General features: G+C 59.1%; 24 protein-coding genes. 11 read left to right on the forward strand and 13 right to left on the reverse strand.

The window, feature by feature from the left end; all coding sequences use genetic code 11:
- Positions 1-52: 52 nt before the first annotated feature.
- On the reverse strand, positions 53-694 hold the full coding sequence (locus SWE17_RS10995) for a c-type cytochrome (protein WP_322993141.1): 642 nt from the start codon (positions 692-694) through the stop codon (positions 53-55).
- A gap of 98 nt (positions 695-792) precedes the next feature.
- Between SWE17_RS10995 and yihA the strand changes: the two genes are divergently transcribed.
- Positions 793-1644, forward strand: coding sequence for a ribosome biogenesis GTP-binding protein YihA/YsxC (yihA, locus tag SWE17_RS11000; RefSeq protein WP_416235010.1), 852 nt, complete (start codon positions 793-795; stop codon positions 1642-1644).
- 40 nt (positions 1645-1684) lie between these two features.
- On the forward strand, positions 1685-2641 hold the full coding sequence (locus SWE17_RS11005) for an alpha/beta hydrolase (RefSeq protein WP_322993142.1): 957 nt from the start codon (positions 1685-1687) through the stop codon (positions 2639-2641).
- A gap of 29 nt (positions 2642-2670) precedes the next feature.
- Here the strand turns inward: SWE17_RS11005 and SWE17_RS11010 are convergent, their stop codons facing one another.
- Entirely contained in the window at positions 2671-3537 is an 867-nt protein-coding gene (locus SWE17_RS11010; RefSeq protein WP_322993143.1) for a lipid A biosynthesis acyltransferase, read from the reverse strand.
- A gap of 12 nt (positions 3538-3549) precedes the next feature.
- Complete coding sequence (locus SWE17_RS11015) at positions 3550-4377, reverse strand: lysophospholipid acyltransferase family protein (protein ID WP_322993144.1); 828 nt, start codon at positions 4375-4377, stop codon at positions 3550-3552.
- Between the two features lie 225 nt (positions 4378-4602).
- On the opposite strand from SWE17_RS11015, the gene groES reads away from it, so the two are divergent.
- Positions 4603-4890, forward strand: coding sequence for a co-chaperone GroES (gene groES, locus SWE17_RS11020; RefSeq protein WP_019426307.1), 288 nt, complete (start codon positions 4603-4605; stop codon positions 4888-4890).
- A gap of 81 nt (positions 4891-4971) precedes the next feature.
- Positions 4972-6624 carry a chaperonin GroEL gene (gene groL / locus SWE17_RS11025; RefSeq protein ID WP_322993145.1) on the forward strand — a complete coding sequence of 551 codons (1653 nt, stop codon included), beginning with the start codon at positions 4972-4974 and terminating at the stop codon, positions 6622-6624.
- Between the two features lie 114 nt (positions 6625-6738).
- Here groL and SWE17_RS11030 read toward each other — a convergent pair whose 3' ends face one another.
- Positions 6739-7236, reverse strand: a complete 498-nt coding sequence (locus SWE17_RS11030; RefSeq protein ID WP_322993146.1) for a DUF411 domain-containing protein — start codon at positions 7234-7236, stop codon at positions 6739-6741.
- A 662-nt stretch (positions 7237-7898) separates the two neighbouring features.
- Here SWE17_RS11030 and SWE17_RS11035 point away from each other — a divergent pair.
- Positions 7899-8870, forward strand: a complete 972-nt coding sequence (locus tag SWE17_RS11035) for a cupredoxin family protein (RefSeq protein ID WP_322993147.1) — start codon at positions 7899-7901, stop codon at positions 8868-8870.
- A gap of 105 nt (positions 8871-8975) precedes the next feature.
- Here the strand turns inward: SWE17_RS11035 and pgi are convergent, their stop codons facing one another.
- Both pgi and tal read right to left on the reverse strand, forming a co-directional pair.
- Positions 8976-10508, reverse strand: a complete 1533-nt coding sequence (pgi, locus tag SWE17_RS11040) for a glucose-6-phosphate isomerase (RefSeq protein ID WP_322993148.1) — start codon at positions 10506-10508, stop codon at positions 8976-8978.
- A gap of 3 nt (positions 10509-10511) precedes the next feature.
- Positions 10512-11459: a transaldolase gene (gene tal / locus SWE17_RS11045; protein WP_322993149.1), complete on the reverse strand. Its 948-nt coding sequence runs from the start codon at positions 11457-11459 to the stop codon at positions 10512-10514.
- 83 nt (positions 11460-11542) lie between these two features.
- On the opposite strand from tal, the gene zwf reads away from it, so the two are divergent.
- Both zwf and SWE17_RS11055 read left to right on the forward strand, forming a co-directional pair.
- The gene (gene zwf, locus SWE17_RS11050; protein WP_322993150.1) at positions 11543-13006 is read left to right on the forward strand and encodes a glucose-6-phosphate dehydrogenase; all 1464 of its coding nucleotides are present in this window, start codon (positions 11543-11545) and stop codon (positions 13004-13006) included.
- Positions 13007-13020: 14 nt separating this feature from the next.
- On the forward strand, positions 13021-13866 hold the full coding sequence (locus tag SWE17_RS11055; protein ID WP_322993151.1) for a MurR/RpiR family transcriptional regulator: 846 nt from the start codon (positions 13021-13023) through the stop codon (positions 13864-13866).
- 94 nt (positions 13867-13960) lie between these two features.
- Here the strand turns inward: SWE17_RS11055 and SWE17_RS11060 are convergent, their stop codons facing one another.
- Positions 13961-15391: a sensor histidine kinase gene (locus SWE17_RS11060; RefSeq protein WP_322993152.1), complete on the reverse strand. Its 1431-nt coding sequence runs from the start codon at positions 15389-15391 to the stop codon at positions 13961-13963.
- Positions 15388-16110: a response regulator transcription factor gene (locus SWE17_RS11065; protein WP_322993153.1), complete on the reverse strand. Its 723-nt coding sequence runs from the start codon at positions 16108-16110 to the stop codon at positions 15388-15390. The genes SWE17_RS11060 and SWE17_RS11065 overlap by 4 nt, the downstream gene beginning before the upstream one ends.
- Before the next feature lie 137 nt (positions 16111-16247).
- On the opposite strand from SWE17_RS11065, the gene SWE17_RS11070 reads away from it, so the two are divergent.
- The 4 genes from SWE17_RS11070 (at position 16248) to SWE17_RS11085 (ending at position 20314) form a co-directional block, all read left to right on the forward strand.
- Complete coding sequence (locus SWE17_RS11070) at positions 16248-17222, forward strand: tripartite tricarboxylate transporter substrate binding protein (protein WP_322993154.1); 975 nt, start codon at positions 16248-16250, stop codon at positions 17220-17222.
- A complete protein-coding gene (locus tag SWE17_RS11075) occupies positions 17219-17683 on the forward strand; it encodes a tripartite tricarboxylate transporter TctB family protein (RefSeq protein WP_322993155.1) in 465 nt (154 codons plus the stop codon). Before SWE17_RS11070 ends, SWE17_RS11075 begins: the two co-directional genes overlap by 4 nt.
- Positions 17684-17740: 57 nt before the next feature.
- Positions 17741-19228, forward strand: coding sequence for a tripartite tricarboxylate transporter permease (locus tag SWE17_RS11080; RefSeq protein WP_322993156.1), 1488 nt, complete (start codon positions 17741-17743; stop codon positions 19226-19228).
- Positions 19229-19312: 84 nt separating this feature from the next.
- Positions 19313-20314 carry a tripartite tricarboxylate transporter substrate binding protein gene (locus SWE17_RS11085; RefSeq protein ID WP_322993157.1) on the forward strand — a complete coding sequence of 334 codons (1002 nt, stop codon included), beginning with the start codon at positions 19313-19315 and terminating at the stop codon, positions 20312-20314.
- Positions 20315-20372: 58 nt separating this feature from the next.
- Here the strand turns inward: SWE17_RS11085 and SWE17_RS11090 are convergent, their stop codons facing one another.
- Genes SWE17_RS11090 through SWE17_RS11110 form a run of 5 tightly spaced genes read right to left on the reverse strand, consistent with a single transcriptional unit; the run spans position 20373 to position 26105 of the window.
- Complete coding sequence (locus SWE17_RS11090) at positions 20373-21368, reverse strand: dipeptide ABC transporter ATP-binding protein (RefSeq protein WP_322993158.1); 996 nt, start codon at positions 21366-21368, stop codon at positions 20373-20375.
- Complete coding sequence (locus SWE17_RS11095) at positions 21365-22333, reverse strand: ABC transporter ATP-binding protein (RefSeq protein ID WP_322993159.1); 969 nt, start codon at positions 22331-22333, stop codon at positions 21365-21367. The genes SWE17_RS11090 and SWE17_RS11095 overlap by 4 nt, the downstream gene beginning before the upstream one ends.
- A complete protein-coding gene (locus SWE17_RS11100; RefSeq protein WP_322993160.1) occupies positions 22330-23238 on the reverse strand; it encodes an ABC transporter permease in 909 nt (302 codons plus the stop codon). Before SWE17_RS11100 ends, SWE17_RS11095 begins: the two co-directional genes overlap by 4 nt.
- Before the next feature lie 3 nt (positions 23239-23241).
- A complete protein-coding gene (locus tag SWE17_RS11105) occupies positions 23242-24825 on the reverse strand; it encodes an ABC transporter substrate-binding protein (RefSeq protein ID WP_322993161.1) in 1584 nt (527 codons plus the stop codon).
- A gap of 32 nt (positions 24826-24857) precedes the next feature.
- Complete coding sequence (locus tag SWE17_RS11110) at positions 24858-26105, reverse strand: M20 aminoacylase family protein (RefSeq protein ID WP_322993162.1); 1248 nt, start codon at positions 26103-26105, stop codon at positions 24858-24860.
- Between the last annotated feature and the right edge of the window lies 1 nt (position 26106).

Consider the following 26106-nt stretch of genomic DNA (forward strand, 5'->3'; position numbering starts at 1 on the left):
CTTTGCCTTAAAACCCCCTGAAACGAGCAGGTCAAGGCGGCCCGGCTTGATTTCAGCGCAAACCAGCGATGTAGTCGGAAACGGCCTTGATTTCGCGGTCGTTCATTTTGGCCGCAACTTGGGTCATCTGGAGGTTGTTCTTGCGAACGCCTTCACGGAACTGCACCAACTGAGAAGCGGTGTAGTCGGCGTGTTGACCCGACAAACGGGGGTATTGAGAAGGCATGCCTGCACCGTTGGGCGAATGGCAGCTGGCGCAAGCGGCGATCTGGCGATCTGGAATGCCGCCGCGGTAAATGCGCTCACCCAAAGCCACGGTGTCTTTTTCTTTGGCAAAGCCTGGCTTGGCTTGTTTGGAAGCCAACCAGTAAGCGATGTTGCGCATGTCATCGTCGCTCAGACCGGCCACCATGCCGCTCATCACAGCATTGGCACGTTTGCCTGACTTGAATTCCTGCAGCTGTTTGACCAGGTATTCAGGGTGTTGCTGAGACAGTTTGGGATTGACCGGTGTGGTCGAGTTGCCGTCGGCGGCGTGGCAGGCCACGCACATGGCGAAAGAGGCTTCGCCTTTGGCCAGATCAGGCTTGGCAGCAGCGGGGGCAGGACCTGCCGCCAGTGCTGTACCCACCATGAAAACAGACGTGGTGGCAGCCAAAGTGGCAGACTTCAGGAGAGAAACAATTGACTTCATGGTCGTCGTCCAATAGTTGGAAGAAGGGAGCGCAAAACCCAGGGATTCTACAATGAGGTCTGCGTCAGTTTCCTGACGACCCAAGGTATCCCTGATTTATGAGCTCCCGCCCCCCCGTTCGTGCGTCTGCAAGCCGCAAAGTCACCCAGCCAGCCAAGCCGATCGCCAGCCCCAAGGCCGCTTCAGTGGCACCATCCCTTGCCGATCCGACCGAGCGCCCCACCCCCTCAGGCAGCACCACCAGCAAGGCGTCTGGCGTGCCAGCGGCCGTCACACCCATGGGCTGGATGCACACGGCCCGATTTTTGACCACCGCGGCCCAATTGCACCATCTACCCGAAATGGACACGCCGGAGATCGCCTTTGTGGGCCGCTCCAATGCGGGCAAATCGACTTGCATCAACACTTTGACGCAAAAGAAACAACTGGCTTTTGCTTCTAAAAAGCCTGGCCGCACCCAGCACATCAACTTGTTTGCACTGGGCAAACAGGGCGTGACCGACGCGGTGCTGGCTGATTTACCCGGTTATGGCTACGCCGCTGTGGCCAAAATGGACAAGCTTCGCTGGCAGCAGGTCATGGCCAATTATTTGGTCAGCCGCGAGAACTTGACGGGCATTGTCATGATGTGCGACCCGCGTCATGGCTTGACCGAACTCGACGACATCCTGCTGGAAGTGATCCGCCCCCGTGTCGAAGAGGGCCTGAAGTTTTTGATCATCCTCACCAAAGCTGACAAGCTCACCCGCGCTGAACAGGCCAAGGCTTTGTCGATTGCGCGACTGCAAGCGGGCGGCGGCGAGGTGAAACTCTTTTCGGCCTTGAAGAAACAAGGCGTTGACGAGGTGGCCCAATTGTTGTGGGACTGGACCCACCCGGCAGCAGGCGCTTTGTTGGCCACCCCGACTGCACAAACCTCCGAAGAAGAGCCTGAAGCCCTGGACGAGTGAGGCACTCACGGGGCCCCGTTGAACCAGAAAGCCCCTTGTTGTGAACACCGACATCCAGACTTGGCAGGAAAACCTGCCCCACGGCATCACCTTGAGCTGCCGAGCCAGCGGCGAAACCGGTCGCCCGGTGCTGCTGTTTCTACATGGCTTTCCAGAGGGTGCTTGGGTTTGGGACCCTTTACTGACACATTTCTCTCAGCCAGAAAACGGAAGTTACCGCTGCGTAGCGCCCAACCTGCGGGGTTATGAACGCTCGAGTGCGCCCGACGACGTCAAGGCCTACCGGGCCAAATACCTGGTGCAAGACATCTTGGCTTTGATCGAAGTTGAATGTGGCCATGCGCCATTGGCCGCGCTGGTGGCCCATGACTGGGGAGGCGCCGTGGCTTGGAACTTGGCCAACCAACACCCAGAACGGCTTCGACAGTTGGTCATCATCAACTCACCCCACCCGGGCCCATTGCTCCAAGCCTTGCAACACGACCCGGCACAGCAAGCAGCCAGCGCTTACATGAATTTTCTGGTGCAACCCGAGGCTGCAGCGCTGCTGGCGGCCAACGACTTCGAGCGCTTATTGGGTTTCTTGACCGGTCAAGACACCTCACTCACGTCGCTCACGGCCACGCCAGACTCGGCACCAAGGCCTGATTGGCTCACGGCCGATGTCCAAGGGAAATACCGAGAGGTCTGGCAACACGGCTTACAGGGTGGACTCAACTATTACCGAGCTTCGCCTTTGCGCCCCGCCACGGCCAGCGATCCTGGGGCCAGCGCCATCCAGATCCCGCAGGAAGCCTTGCGCATCGATGTGCCCACCTTATTGCTGTGGGCGCTCGACGATGTGGCACTCTTGCCCTGCCTGACCGAGGGACTGGATACGCACATCGCCCAACTCAAACGGGTCTCCATCGAGAAAGCCACCCACTGGGTGGTGCATGAACAACCCGACCGGGTGATGGCGGAGATCCGTGCTTTTCTCCAACCGCCCTTGATCTAAGTGGCTCTCCAACTCAGGCCTGAAAGGTCTCAATAAAAGCCGGGATCGCCTTCGGGCCGGGTCTTGAAACGTTTGTGCACCCAGTAATACTGCTCGGGCATGGTGCGCACCCAATCGGCCAGCAAGCGGTTGACCCGGGCGGTGTCTTCCACCACATCGGCGCTGGGAAAGTCTGTCAAGGGGGCGTGGACTTCGATGTCGTAGCCCTCAGGCGTCATGCGTGTCACCACGGGCACCACCCGCGCACCCACCACCTTGGACAAGCGCGACAAAGAGGGCACCGTGGCGGCTTGCTCGACCCCCATGAAGGGCACAAAAATCGATTCGCCACGGCCAAAATCCATGTCTGGTGACAGGTGCAAGGGTTCGCCCTTTTTGATGCCCGCCAAGATCTGGCGCATGCCTTGGTGACGAAAATAGGGCCGAACATTGCCTGAGCGCTCTCGCCCTTCACGGACCCATGCCTCTACAGCGGGTCGTGATTGCGCCGTGAATATGAACGCCACAGGGCCTTGGACATCCAAGGACACGGCCATGCCGCCGGCATCGAGCCCCACAAAATGGGGTGCAAACATCACCAAGGGTCCGGGCGCTTTCAAGGCATCCAAATCACCCACCCAGCGCAAGCGTTGTCGCACCGTGGCCTCGGGCGCGTGCCAAAGCCAAGCCCGGTCCATCACAGACTGGCCAAAAGCCACGAAGTGGCGGTAAGCCAATGCCTTGCGCTGCGCCTCGGACCATTCCGGCAGGCACTTTTGCAGGTTGACCTGCACAATGTGCCGGCGTGCAAGGGCCACTTGCCACAGCAGCCAACCCAGCCCCGTACCCGCTGCGCGCACCCATGAGAGAGGCAGCCGCGAGAACAAGCGCAAATAAGCAATCAACAAATTCACCATATGGGCGCCCGCTCAGGCCTGCCTGGGGTTCTTGTAGCGGGCATAACCCCAGATGTACTGGGACGGACACTGCAAAATCAGCCTTTCCATGGCTTGGTTGATCTGCACCACGGCCGTGTTCAGATCGTCTGAGAGCTCATGTCCCAAAGCTTGGGTGTGCAATCGGTAGCCGCGGCCCCATGACAAACGCTCGCCCCAAATCAACACCACTCGGGCCCCGGTTTGCAGGGCCAAACGGGCGGCCAAGGTCATGGTGTAAGCCGATTGCCCAAAAAAAGGTGCCCACTGACCCATGCCTTCGGGCGGTACCTGGTCCGGCAACAAACCCACGGCACGGCCTGAACGCAAGGCCTTGATCATCTGGCGCACACCAGCCAAAGTGGTCGGCACGGCTTCCAGACCCGGTCGCTGCCTGGCCAAAGTCATGACCTCGCCCAAACCGGCATGGCGGGCGGGGCGATAAAGCACCGTCAGGGAACCGTTTTTTTGTGAGAAACGCGCAGCCAGCGCTTGGGCCGTGATTTCAAAACAACCCATGTGCGGGGTCAAAAACAAGACGCCTTGACCGCTGTCATAAGCCTCAACCACCGCGCGGTCATCCACCCAAACTAAGGGCGGCGTTTGGCCTAGCCATAAACGAGGCAGCTCTGCCGACATGCGTCCGGCATGGCCTACCGCCCGAATGACCGTGCCCCAGCCCAATCCGGCCAGACGCACGTTTTTCAAAAAGCGGCTTCTGTAACGCCCCGAAAAGCACCAAGCCAGCCAGCCACCCAAGCTGCCCAGCGCATGCAATGCCCACAGGGGCCAACGGGAAAAAAACAAAAACCATCTCAACATAGGGGGTGATTTTGCACTGAAGACGCTTGTAACTGGTGAAAAGGAGGGCCGAAGCGGTCACCTCAAATTCTCAACGGAAAAAACAAGCCGCTCTTGAAATGCCAAGAAATGCCCGTATCATTAGCACTCGATGGGGATGAGTGCTAACAACACCCACCCCTCAGATTTCAGAAGCACCGTCGGTGCTCGTGTTTTTCAACCCTTGTTTCAAATCCAGGAGATTCCATGAAACTGCGTCCTTTGGGCGATCGCGTGATCGTCAAGCGTATCGAAAGCGAAACCAAAACAGCTTCGGGCATCGTGATCCCCGATTCCGCTGCAGAAAAGCCTGATCAAGGTGAAGTCTTGGCCGTCGGCCCTGGCAAAACCAATGACAAAGGCGAGACCAAAGCCCTGAGCGTCAAAGTCGGCGACCGCGTGTTGTTCGGCAAGTACAGCGGCCAGACCGTCAAGGTCGGCGGCGACGAGCTGTTGGTCATGAAAGAAGAAGACCTGTTCGCGGTAGTTGAGTGATTTGCGGGACAGACCGACAGACGCGCGAAACGCCCTGTCGCTCTGTCCTCAACTGATTAATCTGAATTTAGGAGCTTAAAAATGGCAGCAAAAGACGTAATTTTCGGCGGCGAAGCCCGCGCACGCATGGTTGAAGGCGTGAACATTTTGGCCAACGCGGTCAAAGTGACTCTGGGCCCTAAGGGCCGTAACGTGGTTCTGGAGCGTTCTTTCGGCGCCCCTACCGTGACCAAGGACGGTGTGTCCGTGGCCAAGGAAATCGAACTCAAAGACAAGTTGCAAAACATGGGCGCGCAGATGGTCAAGGAAGTGGCTTCCAAGACTTCTGACAACGCTGGTGACGGCACGACGACTGCGACTGTGTTGGCCCAAGCCATCGTGCGCGAAGGCATGAAGTACGTGGCCGCCGGCATGAACCCGATGGACCTGAAGCGCGGCATCGACAAGGCTGTTGCAGCTTTGATCGACGAGTTGAAGAAAGCCACTAAGGCCACCACAACGACCAAAGAAATCGCCCAAGTCGGTTCGATCTCTGCCAACAGCGACCACAGCATCGGTGACATCATCGCCAAAGCCATGGACAAAGTCGGCAAAGAAGGCGTGATCACCGTGGAAGACGGCAAGTCTTTGGACAACGAACTCGACATCGTTGAAGGCATGCAGTTTGACCGCGGCTACCTGTCGCCCTACTTCATCAACAACCCTGAAAAGCAAGCCGCTTTGCTGGACAACCCTTTCGTGTTGTTGTTCGACAAGAAGATCAGCAACATCCGCGATCTGCTGCCCACATTGGAAGCCGTTGCCAAAGCTGGCCGTCCTTTGTTGATCATTGCTGAAGAAGTCGAAGGCGAAGCCTTGGCAACTTTGGTGGTGAACACCATCCGTGGCATCTTGAAGGTTGTGGCTGTCAAGGCTCCAGGCTTTGGCGATCGTCGCAAAGCCATGTTGGAAGACATCGCCATCTTGACCGGCGGCAAAGTGATCGCTGAAGAAGTTGGCTTGACACTCGAAAAAGTGACTTTGGCCGATCTGGGCCAAGCCAAGCGCATCGAAGTGGGCAAAGAAAACACCATCATCATCGACGGCGCTGGTGCAGCTGCTGACATCGAAGCCCGCGTCAAACAAGTGCGCGTGCAAATCGAAGAAGCCACTTCTGACTACGACCGCGAAAAGCTGCAAGAGCGCGTGGCCAAGTTGGCTGGCGGTGTGGCCGTGATCAAGGTTGGCGCTGCCACCGAAGTCGAAATGAAAGAAAAGAAAGCCCGCGTGGAAGACGCCCTGCACGCTACACGCGCTGCTGTGGAAGAAGGCATCGTGGCTGGCGGCGGCGTGGCATTGCTGCGTGCACGTCAAACCGCTGGCGCCATCAAAGGCGACAACGCTGACCAAGACGCTGGTATCAAGCTGGTGTTGAAAGCCATCGAAGCGCCTCTGCGCGAGATCGTGTACAACGCCGGCGGCGAGCCATCGGTGGTGGTGAACGCTGTGTTGGCTGGCAAAGGCAACTACGGCTTCAACGCGGCCAACGACACCTACGGCGACATGATCGAAATGGGTATTCTGGATCCTACAAAAGTGACCCGTACTGCTTTGCAGAACGCCGCTTCTGTGGCTTCTTTGATGCTCACAACCGAGTGCATGGTTTCCGAAGCTCCGAAGGACGAGTCCGGCGCTGGCGGCGGCGGCATGCCTGACATGGGTGGAATGGGCGGTATGGGCGGCATGGGCATGTAATTGCCCCGCTGTCTGGACTGAGGGTTTGCGCCCTCTCCCGGCCAAAAACAAAGCCCCGCAAGGTTCACGCCTTGCGGGGCTTTTTTATTGGCGCAAGGTCTGTAAGACATCAAGCTAGGCCATACGGCCCTGACCCGGGTATCGCTGAAAGCTTTTCGCAGTGCCGTCTTTTTGTACCAACCACACGTCAAACGCGTCTTTACGCCCTTTATATTCAGGGCCATCCATGCCGGGACTGCCAATTGGCATGCCAGGCACTGACAAACCCAAAGCCACAGGCCGCTCCTTGAGCAGACGGTGAATGTCCGCGGCAGGCACATGGCCCTCAATCACATAGCCACCCACGGTGGCGGTGTGGCAAGAGCCGAGTTTTTCGGGCATGCCCAAGCGCTTGCGGGCGGCGGCGTTGCCTACGTCACGGACCTCGACCTTGAAGCCGCTGGACTGCAAGTGTTCTATCCAAAGATGGCAACAGCCGCAATTGGGGTCTTTCCAGACCTGCACGGTGGTGGCCTGCGCCATCGCAGTCAGCTGGAATCCTGCGCCAATGATCACGGCCGCAGTTGCAAGCCATTGGCGTCTGGACAAGGCGTTCATTGGTGAATGGCTCATGAAGTGTGTACCCTTTACTTGACAGTGACGCCATGGATCATGCCCTCTTCAAAATGGCCAGTCATCCGGCAGGCAAATTCAAACCTGCCTGCAGCGTTCAAGGTTCAGTCGTTAAGATGAAGACATGCGTTGTTGTTCATGGTTTTTAATAGGTTGGATGCTGCTCAAGTTGAGTTTGAGCTCGGTCATGGCCATGCCCACATCTTTGCAATCCGGTTGGCAATCACACTTGCAAACCCCTGTGGCAACAGCCCATCAAAACAGGGCGCCCACGGAACAAACCAGAGAAAGTCCATTCGCCATCAACACCATAGCCTTCATGGCATCGACTGACTGCCACGGACACTCAGAGAATCAAGCCGACAAGTCATCGAGCGATACGACCTCGACCTCCGAAGACGCCCACACGCGCTGTACCTCACTTGACGACTGTCACCATTGCTGTGCGGTGGGCTTGGGTCACTGGACGAACAAGGCCCAGCACACTGCGCCATCCGGCCAGCCTCAGCTGGCGCCACAGGGCTGGCAAAGTACGAATTTTCAGCCTTTATTTCGCCCTCCCATCGCCTAAGCGCTCCACTCTTTTCCCATTCTGTGCGGGCCCTTGCCTGCGCAGCAGATCGATGAATACGCGCAGTTAACAGCTGCGCATGGATGGACGCATGACTTCTTCTTTTCAACAACACCATGGCGCGATGCTGCTCAAGTACTCGGGCATCAGTTTCATTTCTGGGGCTGTGAACCACGGCTTTTTCAGCGGCACACGTTCCCTCTGGACCGCAGCCATTGGCATCGTTTTATTTGTGCTCGGGGCTTGGCTGGAGCATCGGCAAAACACCCCAACGATTGATTCTCCGCAAACAGGTTTACTGAAAACCTTGGTGCTGGGCACATTGCTGTCGATTGGCTTGGGCTTTTTCACGGGCGGTTTGCAGCACTTTCCAGACTCGCCTGCGCGCAGCGCCTGGGTGGTGCCGCTGGGCTTTTTCATCTCTGTATTGGCTCTGGGCTTGAGTGCGCCTCGCCACTGGCCGCGAGCGGCCACAGCGTATGTGCTGGTGCTGGGCACAGCCGTGACGGCGGGCAGCTGGGCCTCTTGGCAATGGCTTGAACGCCACCCCAACTGGGCAGCCTCAGGGCACAGCCATGGCGAGGCCGTTGCAGCAGATGACCACCATGGCGCCCCACCCGCTGGGACCACTGGGCCAGCTGACCCCATTCAGGCCCAAGTGGTCAGCCGCAGCATCGCCGTGAACATGGACGACCAAATGCGCTTCACGCCCAGCCAGATTGAGGTGCAAGCCGGTGAAACCATCCGTTTTGTCATCACCAATTCGGGCCGCACGACCCATGAAATGGTGCTGGGCAGCGACGAGGCCATTCGTGAACACGCTGAGGTGATGAAACAAGCCGCGGCAAAAGGTTCGGCGCAACAGGAGCACCCCCACCATGGCACAGGGGCTGCCATCAGCGTGAGGGCTGGGCAAACCGGCGAGTTGGTGGTGACCTTTGCCCAGGCCACCCGCTTGCAAATGGCGTGCCTGATTCCCGGGCATTACGAGGCAGGCATGCGCGGGACCTTGGAAGTGAAGGCGGCCAAAGCAGATCACGACCACAGCACGCACAAGCACTGAAAACCCACAACATTGGCCTTATCGCGGCGGGGGCGCCGCGCCTACAGGGGAAGACGAAACGTCTGACTCTGTAGGAGCCCCGCACGGGTGCTAGGGGTTTAAGCGTCAGCGAATCCGCTCGAGCAGTCCAGCGCTTGAAGCATCCAAGCCGGTGACATCCCCCGAGGCCATTCGGGCATGGATGTCTTTGGCCAGGACCTTGCCCAGTTCCACACCCCATTGGTCAAAGCTGTTGATGCCCCAGACGGAGCCGCTCACAAACACGCGGTGCTCTTGTAAGGCGATGAGCGACCCCAAACTGGCGGGCGTGAGTTCATCGAGCAGCAAGAAGGTGCTGGGTCGGTTACCGGTGAAGTGCTTGTGCCCACCTTCGTCGGACTTGCCCACCATGAGCGCCTGGGCCTGCGCGATTGCATTGGCCAGCAGCAGTTCATGGTGGTCGGTTAAATTGTGCGTGGGCTTTTTGACCGCGATGAACTCCAGCGGCACCACGTCGGTGCCTTGGTGCAGCATCTGAAAGTAAGCGTGCTGGCCATTGGTGCCCGGCTCGCCCCAGAGCACGGGTGAGGTATCGAAGGGCAAGGCATGCCCGTTTCGGTCCACCCGCTTGCCGTTGCTCTCCATCTCCAGCTGCTGCAAATACGCGGGCAAGCGGCGCAGGGCGCTGTGATAAGGCGCAATGCTGCGGCTGGTGTAGTTCAAAAAGTTGCGGTACCAGACATCCAGCAGCCCCAAGCGCATGGGCAAGTTGAGCTCTGGCGGCGCAGTCTGAAAGTGCTGGTCCATCGCGTGTGCTCCGGCCAGCAAATCCTTGAAACCCTGCGTGCCAATGGCGATGGCCAGCGGCAGTCCAATGGCCGACCACATGGAGTAACGTCCGCCCACCCAGTCCCAAAACCCAAAAGTGGTGGTGATCCCAAAATCGGCCGCCGCCGCCACGTTGGTGGTCAGCGCCGCAAAGTGTCGGGCCACCTGGGTGCCGCCTTGTGCCTGTAACCATGCCAGCGCCGAGCGGGCATTGGTCATGGTCTCGATGGTGGTGAAAGTTTTGGAGGCGATCAAAAACAGCGTGTGCTCAGCCTTCAGCCCCTTGAGTACCGAAGCCAGTTCATGGCCGTCCACGTTAGACACGAAATGGAAGCGTTTGCCCTCGCTCACAAAATCCTGCAGCGCCAGCACCGCCATCTGAGGGCCCAGATCGGAGCCGCCAATGCCGATATTCACCACATCGGTGATCTGCGCATCGGCACGGATGGTCTCGGCATAGGCCAGCATGGGTTGGAGCGTGGCGTGCACCAGCGCCAGCGGCTCGGCCAAATCCCCACCCAAGGAGCCTTCGGGTTGGCGCAGCAGCCAGTGCATGACAGCGCGGTCCTCGGTGGTGTTGATATGCTCACCCCGGAACATGGCATCTCGGTGCGCAATCAGCCCCGTCTGTTGGGCCAGCGCTTGCAGCAGGGCTTCGGTGGCGGCATCCACATGGTTTTTGGACAGGTCGGCAAAGACATGCGGGGCGTTCTGACTCAGGTGCTGTACCCGACTGGCGTCTTGTGCGAAGGCCGTTCGCAAATCGAAACCCTTGGCCTCACTCGCATGAGCTGTCAACGCCTTCCAGGCCGGGGTTTGGTCACAGCGCATGCCTCAGGCCTTTTTCATCAATTCTTCAAGCTTCACCGCATCGGCACAGAACGCCCGAATGCCTTCGGCAAGCTTTTCTGTGGCCATGGCGTCCTCGTTGAGCGCCAAGCGGAAAGCTGCTTCGTCGTAACTCACCGCAGGCAAATCCATGCTTTGCGCGGCAGCGGCGTCCAGCGCCAAACCCAGCGCTGCATCGCTGGCGGCCAACTGCCCCAACAACTCAGGGCTGATGGTCAACAGATCGCAACCGGCCAGCGCAGTGATCTGACCGATGTTGCGAAACGACGCGCCCATCACCTCGGTGGCGATGCCGTGCTTTTTGTAGTGGTTGAAGATGGCCCGCACCGACTGCACGCCGGGGTCGTTGGCGCCCGCTTTGGATGCTTCGTCCCAAGCGGTACCCGCAGACTTTTTGTACCAGTCGTAAATGCGGCCCACAAAGGGCGAGATCAGTTGCACTTTGGCTTGGCCGCAAGACACGGCTTGGCAAAACGCAAACAACAGCGTCAGGTTGCAGCGAATGCCCTCGCGCTCCAGCTCGGCGGCGGCTTGAATGCCCTCCCAAGTCGAGGCGATCTTGATCAGCACCCGCTCGCGGGAAATGCCCTGCGCCTCGTAAAGCGCCATGATGCGACGCGCGCGCGCTACGGTAGCGGCGGTGTCAAAGCTCAAACGGGCATCGACTTCGGTCGACACACGGCCCGGAATGGTGTTCAAAATTTCGCAGCCAAAACGCACCAGCAGATGGTCCATGACCACATCCAATGGCTGACCCCGGTGAGCGCTCACCGCATCGACCAACAAAGGCGCGTATTCGGGTTTTTGGACCGCCTTCAGAATCAGCGAAGGGTTGGTGGTCGCGTCTTGTGGTTGAAACTGGGCCAGTTGTTTGAAGTCACCAGTGTCTGCGACCACGGTGGTGAATTTTTTGAGAGCGTCGAGTTGGTTCATGGCGTTTATTTGAGAAGTCGCTTGAATTATCTGTGAAACAAAGTTACATTACAAATCAATTTTTCATGTAACTCAAGAACATCATGGCTTTTGATTTGGTTTTCTTTGGCGGCACGGGCGATTTGGTCTGGCGCAAACTCATGCCCGCCTTGTTCCAGGCGTACCGTCACGACAGTCTGCCTGAAGGTGGCCGCATCATCGGTGTGGGCCGCGACGATATGACGGACGCGCAATACCGCCAGCAGATCCAGTCGCGTTTTGACCAAGTGGACGGGGACAAGCGCCCCAACCCTGAAGAATTCGCCCGCTTTGCCAGCATGCTGTGCTACGTGCGCATGGACCTGTCCAAGCCAGAGTCTTATGCGGCCTTGTCAGCCCGTTTGGCCGAGCGCGAGACCGACAGCGTGGTGATGTATTTGTCCACCGCACCCAGCCTTTTCACCACCGTTTGCGAGCAATTGGCGGCCAACGGCTTGAACACCGCCAAGACGCGCATCGTGCTGGAAAAGCCACTGGGCCATGATCTGGCCTCCAACCGCTCGATCAATGAGGCGGTGGGCAAGGTCTTCAAAGAACAGCAAATTTTTCGCATCGACCACTACCTGGGCAAGCCTGCGGTGCAAAACCTGTTTGCGCTGCGCTTTGGCAATGCCTTGTTTGAGCCCCTGTGGCGGCGTGAGCACATCGCCAACATCCAGATCACCATGTCCGAAGAGTTGGGTGTGGAAAAACGCGGCGGCTTTTACGAAACCACCGGCGCCCTGCGCGACATGGTTCAAAACCACGCCTTGCAATTGGTTTGCGCGATCGCGATGGAGCCGCCCATCAACGCCCACGCCGACGCGATCCGCGATGAAAAGCTCAAGGTGTTGCGCGCCTTGAAACGCTGGACGCCCGAAACCCTGAGCCAGCACGTCATCCGCGGTCAGTACAGCGCAGGCAATGTGTTCGGCCAAGCCGTGCCCGGCTACCGCGAAGAGCAAGGTGTCAGCCCAAGCAGCAGCACCGAAACCTTTGTGGCGCTGCGCACGGAGATCGCCAACTGGCGGTGGGCGGGCGTGCCGTTCTACATCCGCACTGGCAAACGCATGGCTTCGCGAGAGGCGCACATCGAGATCAATTTCCGCAAAACGCCGCACGAGATCTTCAAAAGTCCCATGGGGCAAGCCAACAAACTGGTCATCCATTTGCAGCCCAAAGACGGACTGGAGTTGCACCTGTTCGCCCAGGGCCAAAGCAAGCGCGGCGAAGGCAGCGGTGGCGCCACCTTGAGCCCTGTGCACCTGGACCTGGACTTTGACAAGCGCTTTGGCAGCCAACGCGTGGGCGCTTATGAGCGCTTGCTGCTCGATGTGCTGGACGGCCGCCTGAACCTGTTCGTGCGAAGCGATGAACAAGAAGAAGCTTGGCGTTGGGTAGAGCCAATCCTGCAGCACTGGCAGAACGACACCATGGGCCCACGCCCTTATGCTGCGGGCACCTGGGGTCCGAGCGCATCCAGCGCCATGATCGCCCGCGACGGCTTTTGCTGGTCTGAAGAAATTTAAACCGGAGACACACCATGCTCGACCGAATCAAAGCCTCTTTGCCCTCCCTGGCCCCGGCCGAGCAACGCGTGGGCAAGCTGGTCTTGGCTGACCCACGGGCCTTTGCCAACTTACCCGTCACCGAGTTGGCCGACCGCGCGCATGTGAGCAAACCCACCGTGGTGCGCTTTTGCCGCAGTGTGGGTTACGACGGTTTGTCGGATTTCAAGCTGAAGCTGGCTGGCAGTGTGAGCGAAGGCGTCCCCTTCATCCACCGCAGCGTGGATGTGGACGACAAAACCAGCGACATCGCGGTCAAGGTCATCGACAACACCGTGGCCGCGTTTTTGAAGTACCGCAACGACGCCAGCTCGTTCGCACTGGAACACGCTGCGCAAGCCTTGGCTGCTACCCAAAAAACCAACCGCCGCATCGAGTTTTACGGCGTGGGCAATTCGGGCATCGTGGCCCAAGACGCGCAACACAAATTCTTTCGCCTGGGGGTGAACGCCATCGCCTACAGCGACGGCCACATGCAAGTGATGAGCGCCTCCATGCTCAAGCCGGGTGACTGCGCGGTGATCATCTCCAACTCAGGGCGCACCCGCGACCTGATGGACGCCTGCGACATTGCCAAAAAGCAAGGGGCCACGACCATTGTCATCACCGCCAGCGGCTCGCCTCTGGCCAGCGCCGGACACATCCACCTCACGGCCGACCACCCCGAGGGCTACGACAAATACAGCCCCATGGTCTCTCGCCTGCTGCACCTGTTGATCATCGACATTTTGGCCACCACCGTGGCCTTGCGCATTGGCGAAGAACTGCAGCCCAATCTGCGGGACATGAAAAACAACCTGCGCAGCAAGCGTTACACCTGAAGTTTTAGGTCTGCGAAGCGCCTATTGCGAGGAGGGTGTCGCTCCTACAGAGAGAATTTTTTTAGTGGGAGCCTCGCCCCCGGGGCGATGGGGTTCAGGCAAGTGGCCAATACAAGCGGATCGCTGTACCGCGACCGTTTGCCACAGGGCTGACCAGGCTGATTTCAGCGCCTTGTTGATTGGCGATTTCTTTCACAATGGCCAAACCCAAACCACTGCCCGAGACACCTGAGGGCGCGGCGCGGTAAAAACGTTCAAACACATGGGCTTGGTGCTCAGGCGGAATGCCCGGGCCATCGTCCACCACCTCGACCCAACCGGACCCAACCCGCACCGTGATGTGTGTGCCCACAGAACTGTGGTGCATGGCGTTGTCGATCAAGTTGCTCAGCGCTTCGTGCAGCAACAATTCCACGCACTGCACCTCGCTGCTCGCCAATTGCAACTCCAGGCCCAAATCGTCACCCGATTGGTGGGCACGCAGCAAATGCTCCTGCGTCACCCGCCGGGCCAAGTCCACCAGGTCCACACGCTCGGGGCTGTGCATTTCGCGGGCATGCTCGACCCGCGTCATGGCGAGCAACTGCTCGGTCAAACGCACCGCATCGTCTGTGGTTTGGCGGGCCGCAGCCATCAAAGCCTGCGCATTTTCCGGCTCGGCATTGCGATGAGCCAAGGCCAATTGGGTTTTGAGCGCGGTCAGCGGCGTGCGCAACTGGTGAGCGGCGTTGTCCAAAAAGCGTTTGCGAATCTCAATCAAGCGGCCTAATCGGTCCAAGTAGCTGTTCAGGGTGTCGATCAAGGGACGCAATTCACGCGGCAAATCCGGCGGTTGGATGGGAGAAAAATCGTCATCGCTTTTTTGGGCCAATTGCTGCCGGAAAGCCTCCAGCGGGCGGATGCCGCGCTGCACACCCCACACCACCAACAAGGCAGCCGCCAGCAGCAGCAGGCCCTGGCTGCCCAGCGTGTCCCACAAGATGTGTTCAATCAGTTGCTGGCGCGCCTCCATGGTCTCGGCCACGGTGATCTTGACCAAAGGGTCACGGGGCCCAGCCGCATTAACACCAGATACGGCTTCCACCACATGCGTGAGCTGCGCCAATCGCACGGGCTGGCCCAAATATTGACCATTGTCAAACTGCACCAATGCAAAAAACTTCACGGCAGACTGGGCGCGGGCAGGTACATCGGGCAAAGCCGCCACACCCGCCAACCACTGGCCTTCGGGCGTGGTGATTTTGTAAAACAAACGCGAGCCCGTGTGGTTTTCAAACAAATAACCAACCGCCTTGGTCACATCGAGTTGAAGCTCAGCACCCTGCCATTCCAGCTCTTCGGCCAGAGACCGGGCGGCCAAATACAAAGACCGGTCGTAAGCCTCATTGGCTGCTTGTACCGCGTTGCCGTAACCCACCCAAGCGTTGATACCAATCAGCCCAGCCAGCGGCAACAAAATCCAGCTGAGCAAACGCCTGCGCAAGGAGGTGGCAGAACCTGCCCAAAGCAGCGGGGTCTGGCTCATGGAGACGCAGCCTCTGGCGGTTTCGCGGGTTGGGTCAGCATGTAACCCATGCCCCGAAAGGTGGTGATCGCCACATCGACCGATACGCCGGACGCCAGCGCGGAAGATTCGAGCTTTTTGCGCAATCGGTAAATCAACACCTCGACCGCGTCCAGCCCAGCGGACTCGTCAGCAAACACTTCGGCGTGCAACTGCTCTTTGCTCACAGTGCGTTGGGGCGAAGCCAGCAACACCCGCAGCGCCGCCGCCTCCCGCTGGGTCAGTGCCAAGGGCTGCCCGCGCAGTTGCACCTCGTTGGTGTCGGTCCGCATCTCCAATGGCCCCCATCGCAAGGCTGTGGTTTTGGCGCGCCCGTGGCGTCGCAGCAAAACTTGCAAACGCGCTTCGAGTTCACTCAAATCGAAAGGCTTGGGCAAATAGTCGTCCGCCCCCATGTTCAGGCCCAATACCCGGTCAGGCACACTGGCACGCGCCGTCAAAATCAGCACGGGTACGGTATCACCCCGCCCGCGCAAAGCCTGCAAAACGCTCAGGCCGTCTTGCCCGGGCAACTGCAAATCGAGCAGCACCGCATCGAAACCGTGCCCCAGCTGCAAGCTGTGCTCAGCGGCATGCCCGTCTGCGGCGAATTCAACCTGCATGCCGCCCAGACGCAAAGCCGTCCCCAGCCACAAGGCAATATCAGGCGTGTCTTCCACCAACAAAATTCGGGGGGTCATGGGTCGTTTGAGGGTAATTACCGAACGGAATTGACAGCTCTTTGACAGGTTGACGGCCAGCAACGCCGCAAAATCCTTCAATCTGCTCGAGGCATGCGCCCCGCAGAGTTGTTTTCATTTTCACACAGGAGACCCGCATGACTTTTTCCAAACGCGACTTTCTGGCCTTCGGCGCTGCCGCTGGCGCATCCATGGCCCTGCCCGCTTGGGCGCAAGCCAAACCCCTCATTGCCAGCCTCAACATGTTTGTGCCAGCTGCACCTGGCGGTGGTTGGGACGGCACGGCCCGCGCCATCGAACGCGCAGCCAAAGCAGCAGGCTTGGTCGGCAACATGCAGTTTGAAAACGTTGGCGGCGCCGGTGGCATGGTGGGTCTGCCCCGTTATGTGAACCAACGCAAAGGCCAGGGCAACAGCCTGATGGTGGGCGGCTCGGTCATGATCGGTGCAGGCATTGCCAACAAGAGCCCCGTGACCATCAAGGACGTGACCCCAATTGCCCGCTTGACTGAAGAAGCTGGCGTGATCGTGGTGCCTGCTAACGGCAAAATCAAGACTTGGAAAGAGCTCGAAGCCGCCATCAAGGCCAACCCCAAGGCGGTGTCGGTCGCAGGCGGCAGTGCAGGCGGCACCGACCACCTGATTTTGGGCATGTTGATCAAAGCTTTAGGCAAGAACCCGCGCGAAGCCGCTTATGTCGCTTTTGCAGGCGGCGGTCCAGCCAACGCGGCCATTTTGGGTGGCCAAGTCACGGCAGGCATTTCGGGATATTCCGAATTTGAAGAGCAAATCAAAGCGGGCCGCATGATTCCGCTGGCCGTGTCCGGCAAGCGACGTATCCCTGGCGTGAGCGTACCCACTTTGGCCGAATTGGGCATCAACGTGACCGAGTCCAACTGGCGTGGTGTCTTCGCGCCCCCCGGCATCTCGAATGCTCAGCGTGAAGCCATGATTGACTTTGTGACCAAACTCAACGCATCTGCAGCATGGAAGCAAGAATTGGAAACACGCAAGTGGACCGACGCCTTCATGACCGAGCGCCCATTTGAACGCGACTTGGCTGCTGACATTGCAGAAAAAGAAGTTCTGATGAAAGAACTGGGCTTGGCATGACGCCTTTTCGCGTCGCCCTTTTGCTGGTCACCCTTTGCGGGGTGGCCGCTTGGCAGGTCACGGTCATTCCGGAATCTTTGATGCAGATGACCGTAGGTCCTGTGCTCGCCCCGGGCGTGATCGTGGCCGCGCTCAGCTCTTTTGCCGTTTTGTACGGCATCAGCGCTTGGCGCGGTAGCCAAACCGACGAAAGCCAAGCACCCGATCAGTCTGCCCTGCCAGGCGCCAATGTACGGGTGCTCAGCTTGCTGGGCGGCGGTGTGGCTTTCATCGCGCTGGTGATCCCCTTGGGTTTTGTCATTCCCGCCACGTTGTGCGGCATGGGCGTGGCCCGCTCGTTTGACGCACCTTTGGGACTCAAGTCTGCAATGATCTGTGCCGCCATTGCCAGCACCTTTTGGTTCGTATTTGCCCAATTGCTGGGCGTAGGTTTGGGACCGGCACTGCCTTGGCTGATCTGACGCGGGCATCGTCCGCGCTGCGCCAGCAAGTCTTCACGTTTTTCGATCGGATACCCCATGGAAGCTTTTGACGCCCTGATGGGTGGCTTTGCCATTGCCTTGCAACCCACCACCTTGATGTGGGGCTTTGTGGGCTGCTTTGTCGGCACGCTGGTCGGTGTGCTGCCCGGCATTGGCCCTGCGCTGACCATCGCCTTGCTGCTCCCCCTCACTTACCACGTCCCCGCCACCAGCATGTTTGTGATGTTCGCAGGCATTTACTATGGTGCAGCCTATGGGGGTTCCACGACCTCGATTTTGCTCAACACACCGGGCGAATCTGCGGCTGTGGTCACAGCCCTGGAAGGCAACAAGATGGCCCGTCGCGGCCGAGCGGGTCAAGCCCTGGCCACTGCCGCCATTGGCAGCTTTGTGGCCGGCACCATCGGCACATTGGCCCTGACCTTTGTCGCCCCCTGGGTGGTCGAAGCGGCGCTGGCCTTTGGCCCGGCCGAATACTTCAGCCTCATGGTCTTGTCGGTCGTGGCCGTGTCGGCCGTGCTGGGCAATTCCATGCTGCGCGGACTGGTGGCGCTTGGTTTGGGCTTGCTTTTGGGCATGGTGGGTGTGGACTTGCAAACAGGCCAACCCCGCTTCACCTTTGGCCGCCCCGAATTGCTCGACGGCATCGAAGTCACTGTGGCCGCTGTGGGCCTGTTTGCCGTGGGCGAAGCGCTGTACCTCGCTTGGCAAGGCCGCGAGTCCAAAGGTGGTGAGGTCATGAAATTGACGGGCAGCCTGTGGATGAGCAAACAAGACTGGGCACGCTCCTGGAAAGCCTGGTTCCGTGGCGCTTTCTTTGGTTTCCCCATCGGCGCCATGCCCGCAGGCGGGGCGGAACTGCCCACCCTCTTGTCTTATTACACCGAAAAGAAACTCTCCAAACACCCTGAAGAATTTGGCCATGGCGCCATCGAAGGTGTGGCTGGCCCTGAAGCCGCCAACAACGCCGCCGCTGCGGGTGTGCTCATGCCCTTGCTCACCTTGGGCATCCCCACCTCGGCCACGGCGGCCATCATGTTGTCGGCCTTTGAAGGCTACGGCATTCAGACCGGCCCGCAACTGTTCAGTCAACAAGGCAGCCTGGTGTGGACACTGATCGCCAGCCTCTACATCGGCAACGTGATCTTGCTGGTGCTCAACCTGCCCTTGGTGAGCCTGTGGGTCAAGCTGCTCAAGATCCCGCCGCCTTGGCTCTACGCTGGCATCATCGTGATCTCGACAGCGGGCGTTTACGGCGCTGGCAACTCGGTGTTCAATGTGGGCTTGTTGTTTGTCTTCGGCTTACTGGGTTACATCATGCGCCGCTTCGACTTCCCGGCTGCACCACTCATCGTCGGCTTGATCCTGGCGCCACTGGGTGAGCAGTCCATGCGGCAGGCCCTCACCATCAGCCAAGGCGAATGGTCCACCTTCTTCACGCGGCCACTGTCAGGCAGCTTGATGGCTGTGGCGCTCCTGCTGTTGGTCGTCCCCAGTCTTTGGCGACAATTCCGACGCTCATAAAAACCATGGGTACGTAAAAACCCCCTTTGAGATTTTTGTTTTTTTTGGTTTGATTACCTGTCATTTTTATTCACGGTCAAAAACATGAACGAAATCAATTCACTCCCATTGCAACGTCGCGATTACCTGAAGTGGATGGGTGCTGCCGGTTTAGCGGCTACGGGCGTCAATGCCAACGCGCAATCGGCCTGGCCCAACAAGCCTATCCGCTGGATCGTGCCTTTCGCCCCGGGTGGCACTTCCAGCATCGTGGCACGCACCATGGCCACAGAATTGACCAAACAAATGGGCGTACCTTTCATCATTGACAACAAAGGTGGTGGCGGTGGCGTTCCCGCCATGCAAGAGATGATGCGTGCCCCAGCCGACGGCTACACCATCGTCATGAGCCACATTGGCCTGATGGCGGTCAACCCTCTCATCTACCCAGACAGCGGCTACGACGTCAACAAAGACTTTGTACCTGTCACCCTGCTCTCGCGCGTGCCCAGTCTGTTTGTCGTGCACAAAGACGTACCTGCCACCGATCTCAAATCACTGGTGGCCTATGTCAAATCGCGCCCAGGGCAACTCAATTACGCCTCTGCGGGCAACGCCAGCGCCGGCCACTTGGCCATGGAAGCGCTCAAGCTCGCCACGGGCATGTTCATCACCCACATCCCCTACCGCGGTACGGGTCCTGCGCTCAACGATGTGTTGGCTGGACGTATCCAGCTGTTTTCGGCAGGTACACCGGCTCTGTTGCCTCACATCAAGAGCGGTGCTCTTCGCTGCATCGCCGTGGGCACACGCGAACGCATCTCGGTACTGCCCGACGTCCCCACCGTGGCCGAATTGGGCTACAAGAATTTTGAAACCGTGCAGTGGTACGGCATCACAGCCAAGGTAGGAACACCGCCTGAAATCTTGCTCAAACTGCAACAAGAATGTGCCAAAGCCATGACCTCACCTGAAGTCATTGCCAAGTACGCCGCCGAAAGTGCCATTGCAGGCGGGGGCCCGGCCAGCGAATACGGGGCCTTCATTGCCAGCGAACAAGCCCGGTGGAAAGAAGTCGTCATCAAGGGTCAAATCAAACCCGGTTGACACTCAACCCATCAGGCTGATCACCAACAAGTGCGTCCAAGTGACGCACTTGTGCTTTTCACACCACCGCATGACACGCGATCTTGATGCCTTGGAAGTCACGCAAAGCGGGGCGCTCTGCTCGGCAAATGTCGGTCGCTTGCGGGCAGCGGGGGTGGAAGGTGCAGCCCGTAGGCGGGTTGAGCGGGTTGGGCACCTCGCCTTGCACCGGGGTGCGGGCACGGCCCGTGTCGTGCATCTTCGGAATCGCGTCCAGCAGCATCTTGGTGTAAGGGTGCTGCGGATTAGCAAACAGGGTGTGCTTGTCGGCCAACTCGACCAGTCGGCCCAAATACATCACGCCCACCTGGTCGCTCACATGGCGCACCACGGCCAGGTTGTGGCTGATGAACAAATAGGTCAGCCCCCGCTCGCGCTGCAAGTCTTTCATGATGTTGAGCACTTGCGCTTGAACGCTCACATCAAGCGCCGAGGTCGGCTCGTCACACACCAGAAACTCGGGTGCTGTGGCCAAAGCACGGGCAATCGAAATGCGCTGGCGTTGTCCACCTGAGAACTGGTGAGGGTACTTGACCATGTCGAGCGGCGACAAGCCCACCGACTGGAGCAACTCGGCCACGCGGGCTTTGAGCTCTTCGGCATCGCTGATCAGTCCATGCTCCTTGAGCGGCTCACCAATGATGTTGTCCACTGTCCAGCGAGGGTTCAGGCTGGCATAGGGGTCTTGAAAAATCATCTGAATGCGCTGGCGCATGGCCTTGGCATTGTTCGATTTGAAGGCGGCGTGCGCGTCTTGCCCGTCAAAGGTCAGGCCGCCGCGTGTGGGTTCGTACAAGCCCACCAGCAAACGGGCCACGGTGCTTTTGCCGCAGCCAGACTCGCCCACCAAGGCCAAGGTTTTGCCACGCTCGATCTCAAAGCTCACGCCGTCTACGGCATTGAGCAGTTGACGGGGTTTGCGCTCGATCACGCGGTTGAGCCAAGGGGCGGAGACGTCAAAGGTCTTGGCCAGGTCGTGCGCCACGACCAAAGGCTGCGTCTTGTGGTCGCTCATGCCGCGCTCCCGTCGTGCAGCCAGCAAGCCGCTAGATTGACCCCGGCCTGCACCAGATCGGGCCGCTCTTGGCGGCAGCGGTCAAAAGCTTTGGGGCAGCGCGGATTGAAAGCGCAGCCTTGGGGAATGGCGTTCAGGCGCGGCATCGCACCGTCAATTTGGTTCAGGCGTTCGCGGTCACTGTCCATGTCGGGGATCGAGGCCATCAGGCCTGCGGTGTAAGGGTGGGCCGGGTGGTTGATGACCTGGTGGACGGGGCCGATTTCGGCCACGCGTCCGGCATACAGCACCGCCACGCGGTCACAGGTTTCGGCGATCACGCCCATGTCGTGCGTGATCAACATCACGGCAGCGCCCCGGTCCTTGCAGACCTTTTTGAGCAAGCTGATGATCTGCGCTTGGATGGACACATCAAGCGCCGTGGTCGGCTCATCGGCCACAATCAATTGGGGCTCGGCCGCCAGGGCCAGCGCAATCACCACGCGCTGACGCATGCCGCCCGAAAATTGGTGCGGGTAGTGGTCGATGCGCTCTTCGGCAGCCGAAATGCCCGTGTCCATGAGCAATTGGATGGCCCGTTGACGCGCCTCTTGAGGCGTGACCGGCAAGTGGGCCAAAATGGTTTCCGTCAACTGCCGCCCGATGGAGTACAGCGGGTTGAGCGAGGTCAGCGGGTCCTGAAAAATCGCACCAATTTTGCGGCCGCGGATGTGGCGCATCTGGTCATTGTTCAGGTGGTCGATGCGCTGACCTTCCAGCAAGATTTGCCCTCCGGCCACCTGGCCCGGTGGCTCCAAAAGGCCAATGATGGCAGCACCCGTGAGTGACTTGCCAGCGCCCGACTCGCCCACCACACCCAGAATTTCACCGGGTGCAATGTCGAAAGAAATGTCATCCAGCGCACGCAGCGTGCCGTGGCGGCTGGGGAATTCCACCACCAAATTCTTGACTTGTAAAAGACTCATCGCAATCTCGGATTCAGCGCGTCGCGCAACCAGTCACCCAACAAGTTGACCGACAAAGCGATCAGCACCAGCATCAGCCCCGGGAAAATCGTGATCCACCATTCGCCCGAGAACAAATAGTCGTTGCCCACACGGATCAGCGTACCCAGCGAGGGTGAAGTGGGCGGAGCGCCCACACCCAAGAAAGACAAGGTGGCCTCTGTGATGATGGCCGTGGCCACCTGGATGGTGGCGAGCACCATGACAGGGCCCATCACGTTGGGCAGCACATGCTTGAACATGATGCGCAGCGGCGCCACGCCCGTCACGCGTGCGGCTTGCACGTATTCCTTGTTGCGTTCCACCAGTGTGGTGCCGCGCACCGTGCGGGCGTATTGCACCCAACCCGTGAGCGAGATCGAGATGATCAACACGCCAAAAGCCAGCGACTCGTTGGCATTGGGGAACAAGGCCCGCCCCACGCCCGCGATCAACAGCGCCACCAAGATGGCCGGGAAGGACAGCATCACATCGCACAAACGCATCAACAATGCGTCCAGCCAGCCGCCTTTGAAACCTGCCAGCAAACCCATGCCCACACCAACGACCACCGACAAGATCACCGAGGCCAAGCCCACCACCAAAGAAATGCGCGAGCCGTAGATCAGGGCCGACAGAATGTCACGCCCCTGATCGTCGGTACCGAGCAAGAACTTGGTGGTGCCCCCTTCCATCCACGCTGGGGGCAAGCGGGCGTCGCTCAGCTCCAGGGTGGCCAGATCAAACGGGTTGGTCGGCGAGACCCAGCCGGCAAAAACCGAACAAAAAAGACAGACGAAGGCGATGCCCGCCGCCACCATCGCCGTGGGCGATTGGCGGAAGCTGTAACCGACATCGCTGTTCAGCCAGCGTTGCAATGCGTTCATGGATTACTTCACAGTGATGGACTTGAACGGCATGTAGTTGTCCCCGCGCTGTACCAAGGTGACCTTTTTGCTGGTGCCCCAGGCCAACGCCTGTTGGTGCAATGGCAGGTGACCGATGTCAGCACTGTGCAATTCAAAAACCTCGCGGATCATGGCATTGCGCTTGGTCTGATCGGTCTCGCTCTGGATTTTCACGGTCAACTCGTCCACCTTGGGGTTGCAATAGGCCCCCAAGTTGAACTGGCCAGTGCCCTTGTCATCCACGCAGCGCATCAAGGCATTGAGCGCGTTGTGGGCGTCGTAGGTGCTTGGTGTCCAGCCCAGCAAATAGAAACTCGTGTCACGGCGCAAGATTTTCGGGAAATAGGTGCCCTTGGTCTCAGCCTTGAGGTTGATCTTGATGTTCACCCGTGCCAGGTTGGCGGCCACGGCTTCGCAGATCTGGCCGTCGTTCACATAACGGTCATTGGGGCAGTTCATGTCCACCGTGAAACCAGTGGGGTAGCCCGCATCGGCCAGCAGTTTTTTGGAGGCTTCGGGGTCAAAGGGCAAGCGCTTGTTCAATTCTTGGTTGTAACCGTTGATGCCTGGGCCGACCATCAAGGCGCTGGGGTTGGATGCACCACGCATCACGGTACGCTTGATGCCTTCGATGTCGATGGCTTGGTAGAAGGCTTGACGGACGCGCTTGTCCTTGAAAGGATTTTTGCCCTTCACGCTGGAGTAAAGAAGCTCGTCACGCTTTTGGTCCATGCCCAAAAAGATGGTGCGCAACTCGGGTGCTACCAAGGCGCGGGTGTTGGCACCAGCGTTGATGCGGGGAACGTCTTGCACAGGCACGGGTTCCATGATGTCGATCTCGCCGGAGAGCAAAGCTGCGACGCGGGTCGGATCGTTCGAAATCACTGAGAAGATGACTTCGTCGACGTTACCCTCAAATTTTCCCCAATAGCTCCCATTGCGCACAAAGGTGGTGCGCACGTTGGGCTGGCGCTCACGCAGGCGGTAGGGGCCTGTGCCATTGGCACGGAAGGACGCTGCGTTTTCAATGCCTTTGCGGCGATCCACGGGGCGTGTGGCTTGGTTGTCCTCGCACCATTTCTTGCTCATGATGTAAACAGTGGACAAAACGTTAGGCAAGATAGGAAACGGTGCCTTGGTCTCGATCTCGATGGTGTGGCTGCCCAGCTTTCGCACTTCCTTGATGTCGTTGGTGTTGCTGCGCATGTCAGAGCCTTCACCAGCAGCTCGGTTGATCGAGAACACCACGTCATCCGCCGTGAAAGGCGTGTCGTCGTGGAAGCGCACGTTCTTGCGCAGCTCAAAACGCCAAACGGTTGGCGATGTCTGCTTCCACGAAGTGGCCAAGCCTGCTTCGAACTTCAGGTCTTTGCTCACGCCCACCAGGGACTCATAGACGTTGTTGGTGACGCTCAGTTGCAGCGATTCGTTGAGCGAATGCGGGTCCATGGACAAAGCGTCGCCCTGGTTGGCGATGCGCACAGTGGCAGCATTTGCGGTGCCCATGGATAAGGCCGAGGCCATGGCCATGGTCAGCAAAGAACGGGAGAGTAAGGATGTGCGCATTGAAAAACTCCAGTAGTTGAAATGGATAGCGATCAAAGCTTGACCGTGGTGCCCAGGGGCAAGGCCTGTTCCACCAAGCTGGCGTGCAAGGCCGCGCCCAAAGGCAGGATGTCGTCGTTGAAGTCGTACCGGCTGTTGTGCAGCGGGTGCGGCCCAGGGCCGTGCGGCAGGCCTTGGCCGATGCGGATGTACGCACCGGGTTTGGCCTGCAGCATGAAAGAAAAATCTTCACCGCCCATGCTGGGCAGCATGTTGCGCCAGACCTTGTCTTCGCCCACCAAGCTGGCTGCCACGTCACAGGCAAACTGGGCTTCGGGCACGGTGTTCACAGTGGCGGGGTAAACGCGCTCATAGGTCAATTCCGCCGAAGCGCCAAAGCCCTGAGCGACGCCCATGCACAAAGACCGCAAACGGTCTTCGATGAGGTCTTGCACGCTTTCGCTGTAAGTGCGCACGGTGCCCACCAAAGTGACTTCGCCGGGGATCACGCTCATGGCCCCGGGATGACCGCCTTGCATGGAGCAAATGCTGACCACCGCTTGGTCAAAAGCAGACAGGTTACGCGAGACCACGCTTTGTGCGGCGGTGATGATGTGCCCAGCCACCAGCACCGGGTCCACGCCTTGATGCGGCCGTGCACCGTGACCGCCTTTGCCGCGGATCAAAATTTCGATCCGGTCCACCGCCGCCTGCATCGGGCCGGGGGTGATACCGATCACGCCCAAAGGCGTTTCAGGTGAATTGTGCTGGGCATAGACCTGTTCGCACGGAAAACGCTCAAACAAACCGTCTTGCATCATGGCGCGTGCGCCCGCATAGCCTTCTTCGCCTGGCTGAAAAATCAACACCGCTGTGCCATCAAAGCGCCGTGTTTCGGCCAGGTAGCGGGCAGCGCCCATGAGCATGGCAGTGTGGCCGTCGTGCCCACAGCCGTGCATCAACCCAGGCGTACCCGACTTCCAAGTGCACTCGTTGAATTCGGTCAAGGGCAGCGCATCCATGTCGGCCCGCAAACCGACCATGCGGCCCGGATTGGTGGACGATCGGCCTTGTCCGTGGACCAAAGCGACCACACCGGTTTTTCCGATACCCGTGTGGATGCTGTCTACGCCGCAAACCTGCAACATTTCAGCCACGCGGCGTGCGGTGTAAACCTCTTCGAAGCCCAACTCGGGGTGGGCGTGCAGGTCGCGCCGAAAGGCTGTCAGCTCTGGATGGAACTGTGCGATGCGCGCAAACGCGGCACCACGCCCTAAAACAGATTGCAGCGAAGTGCCCATG

The sequence above is a fragment of the Limnohabitans sp. genome (assembly GCF_034680285.1).
Taxonomy (GTDB): Bacteria; Pseudomonadota; Gammaproteobacteria; order Burkholderiales; family Burkholderiaceae_C; genus Limnohabitans_A.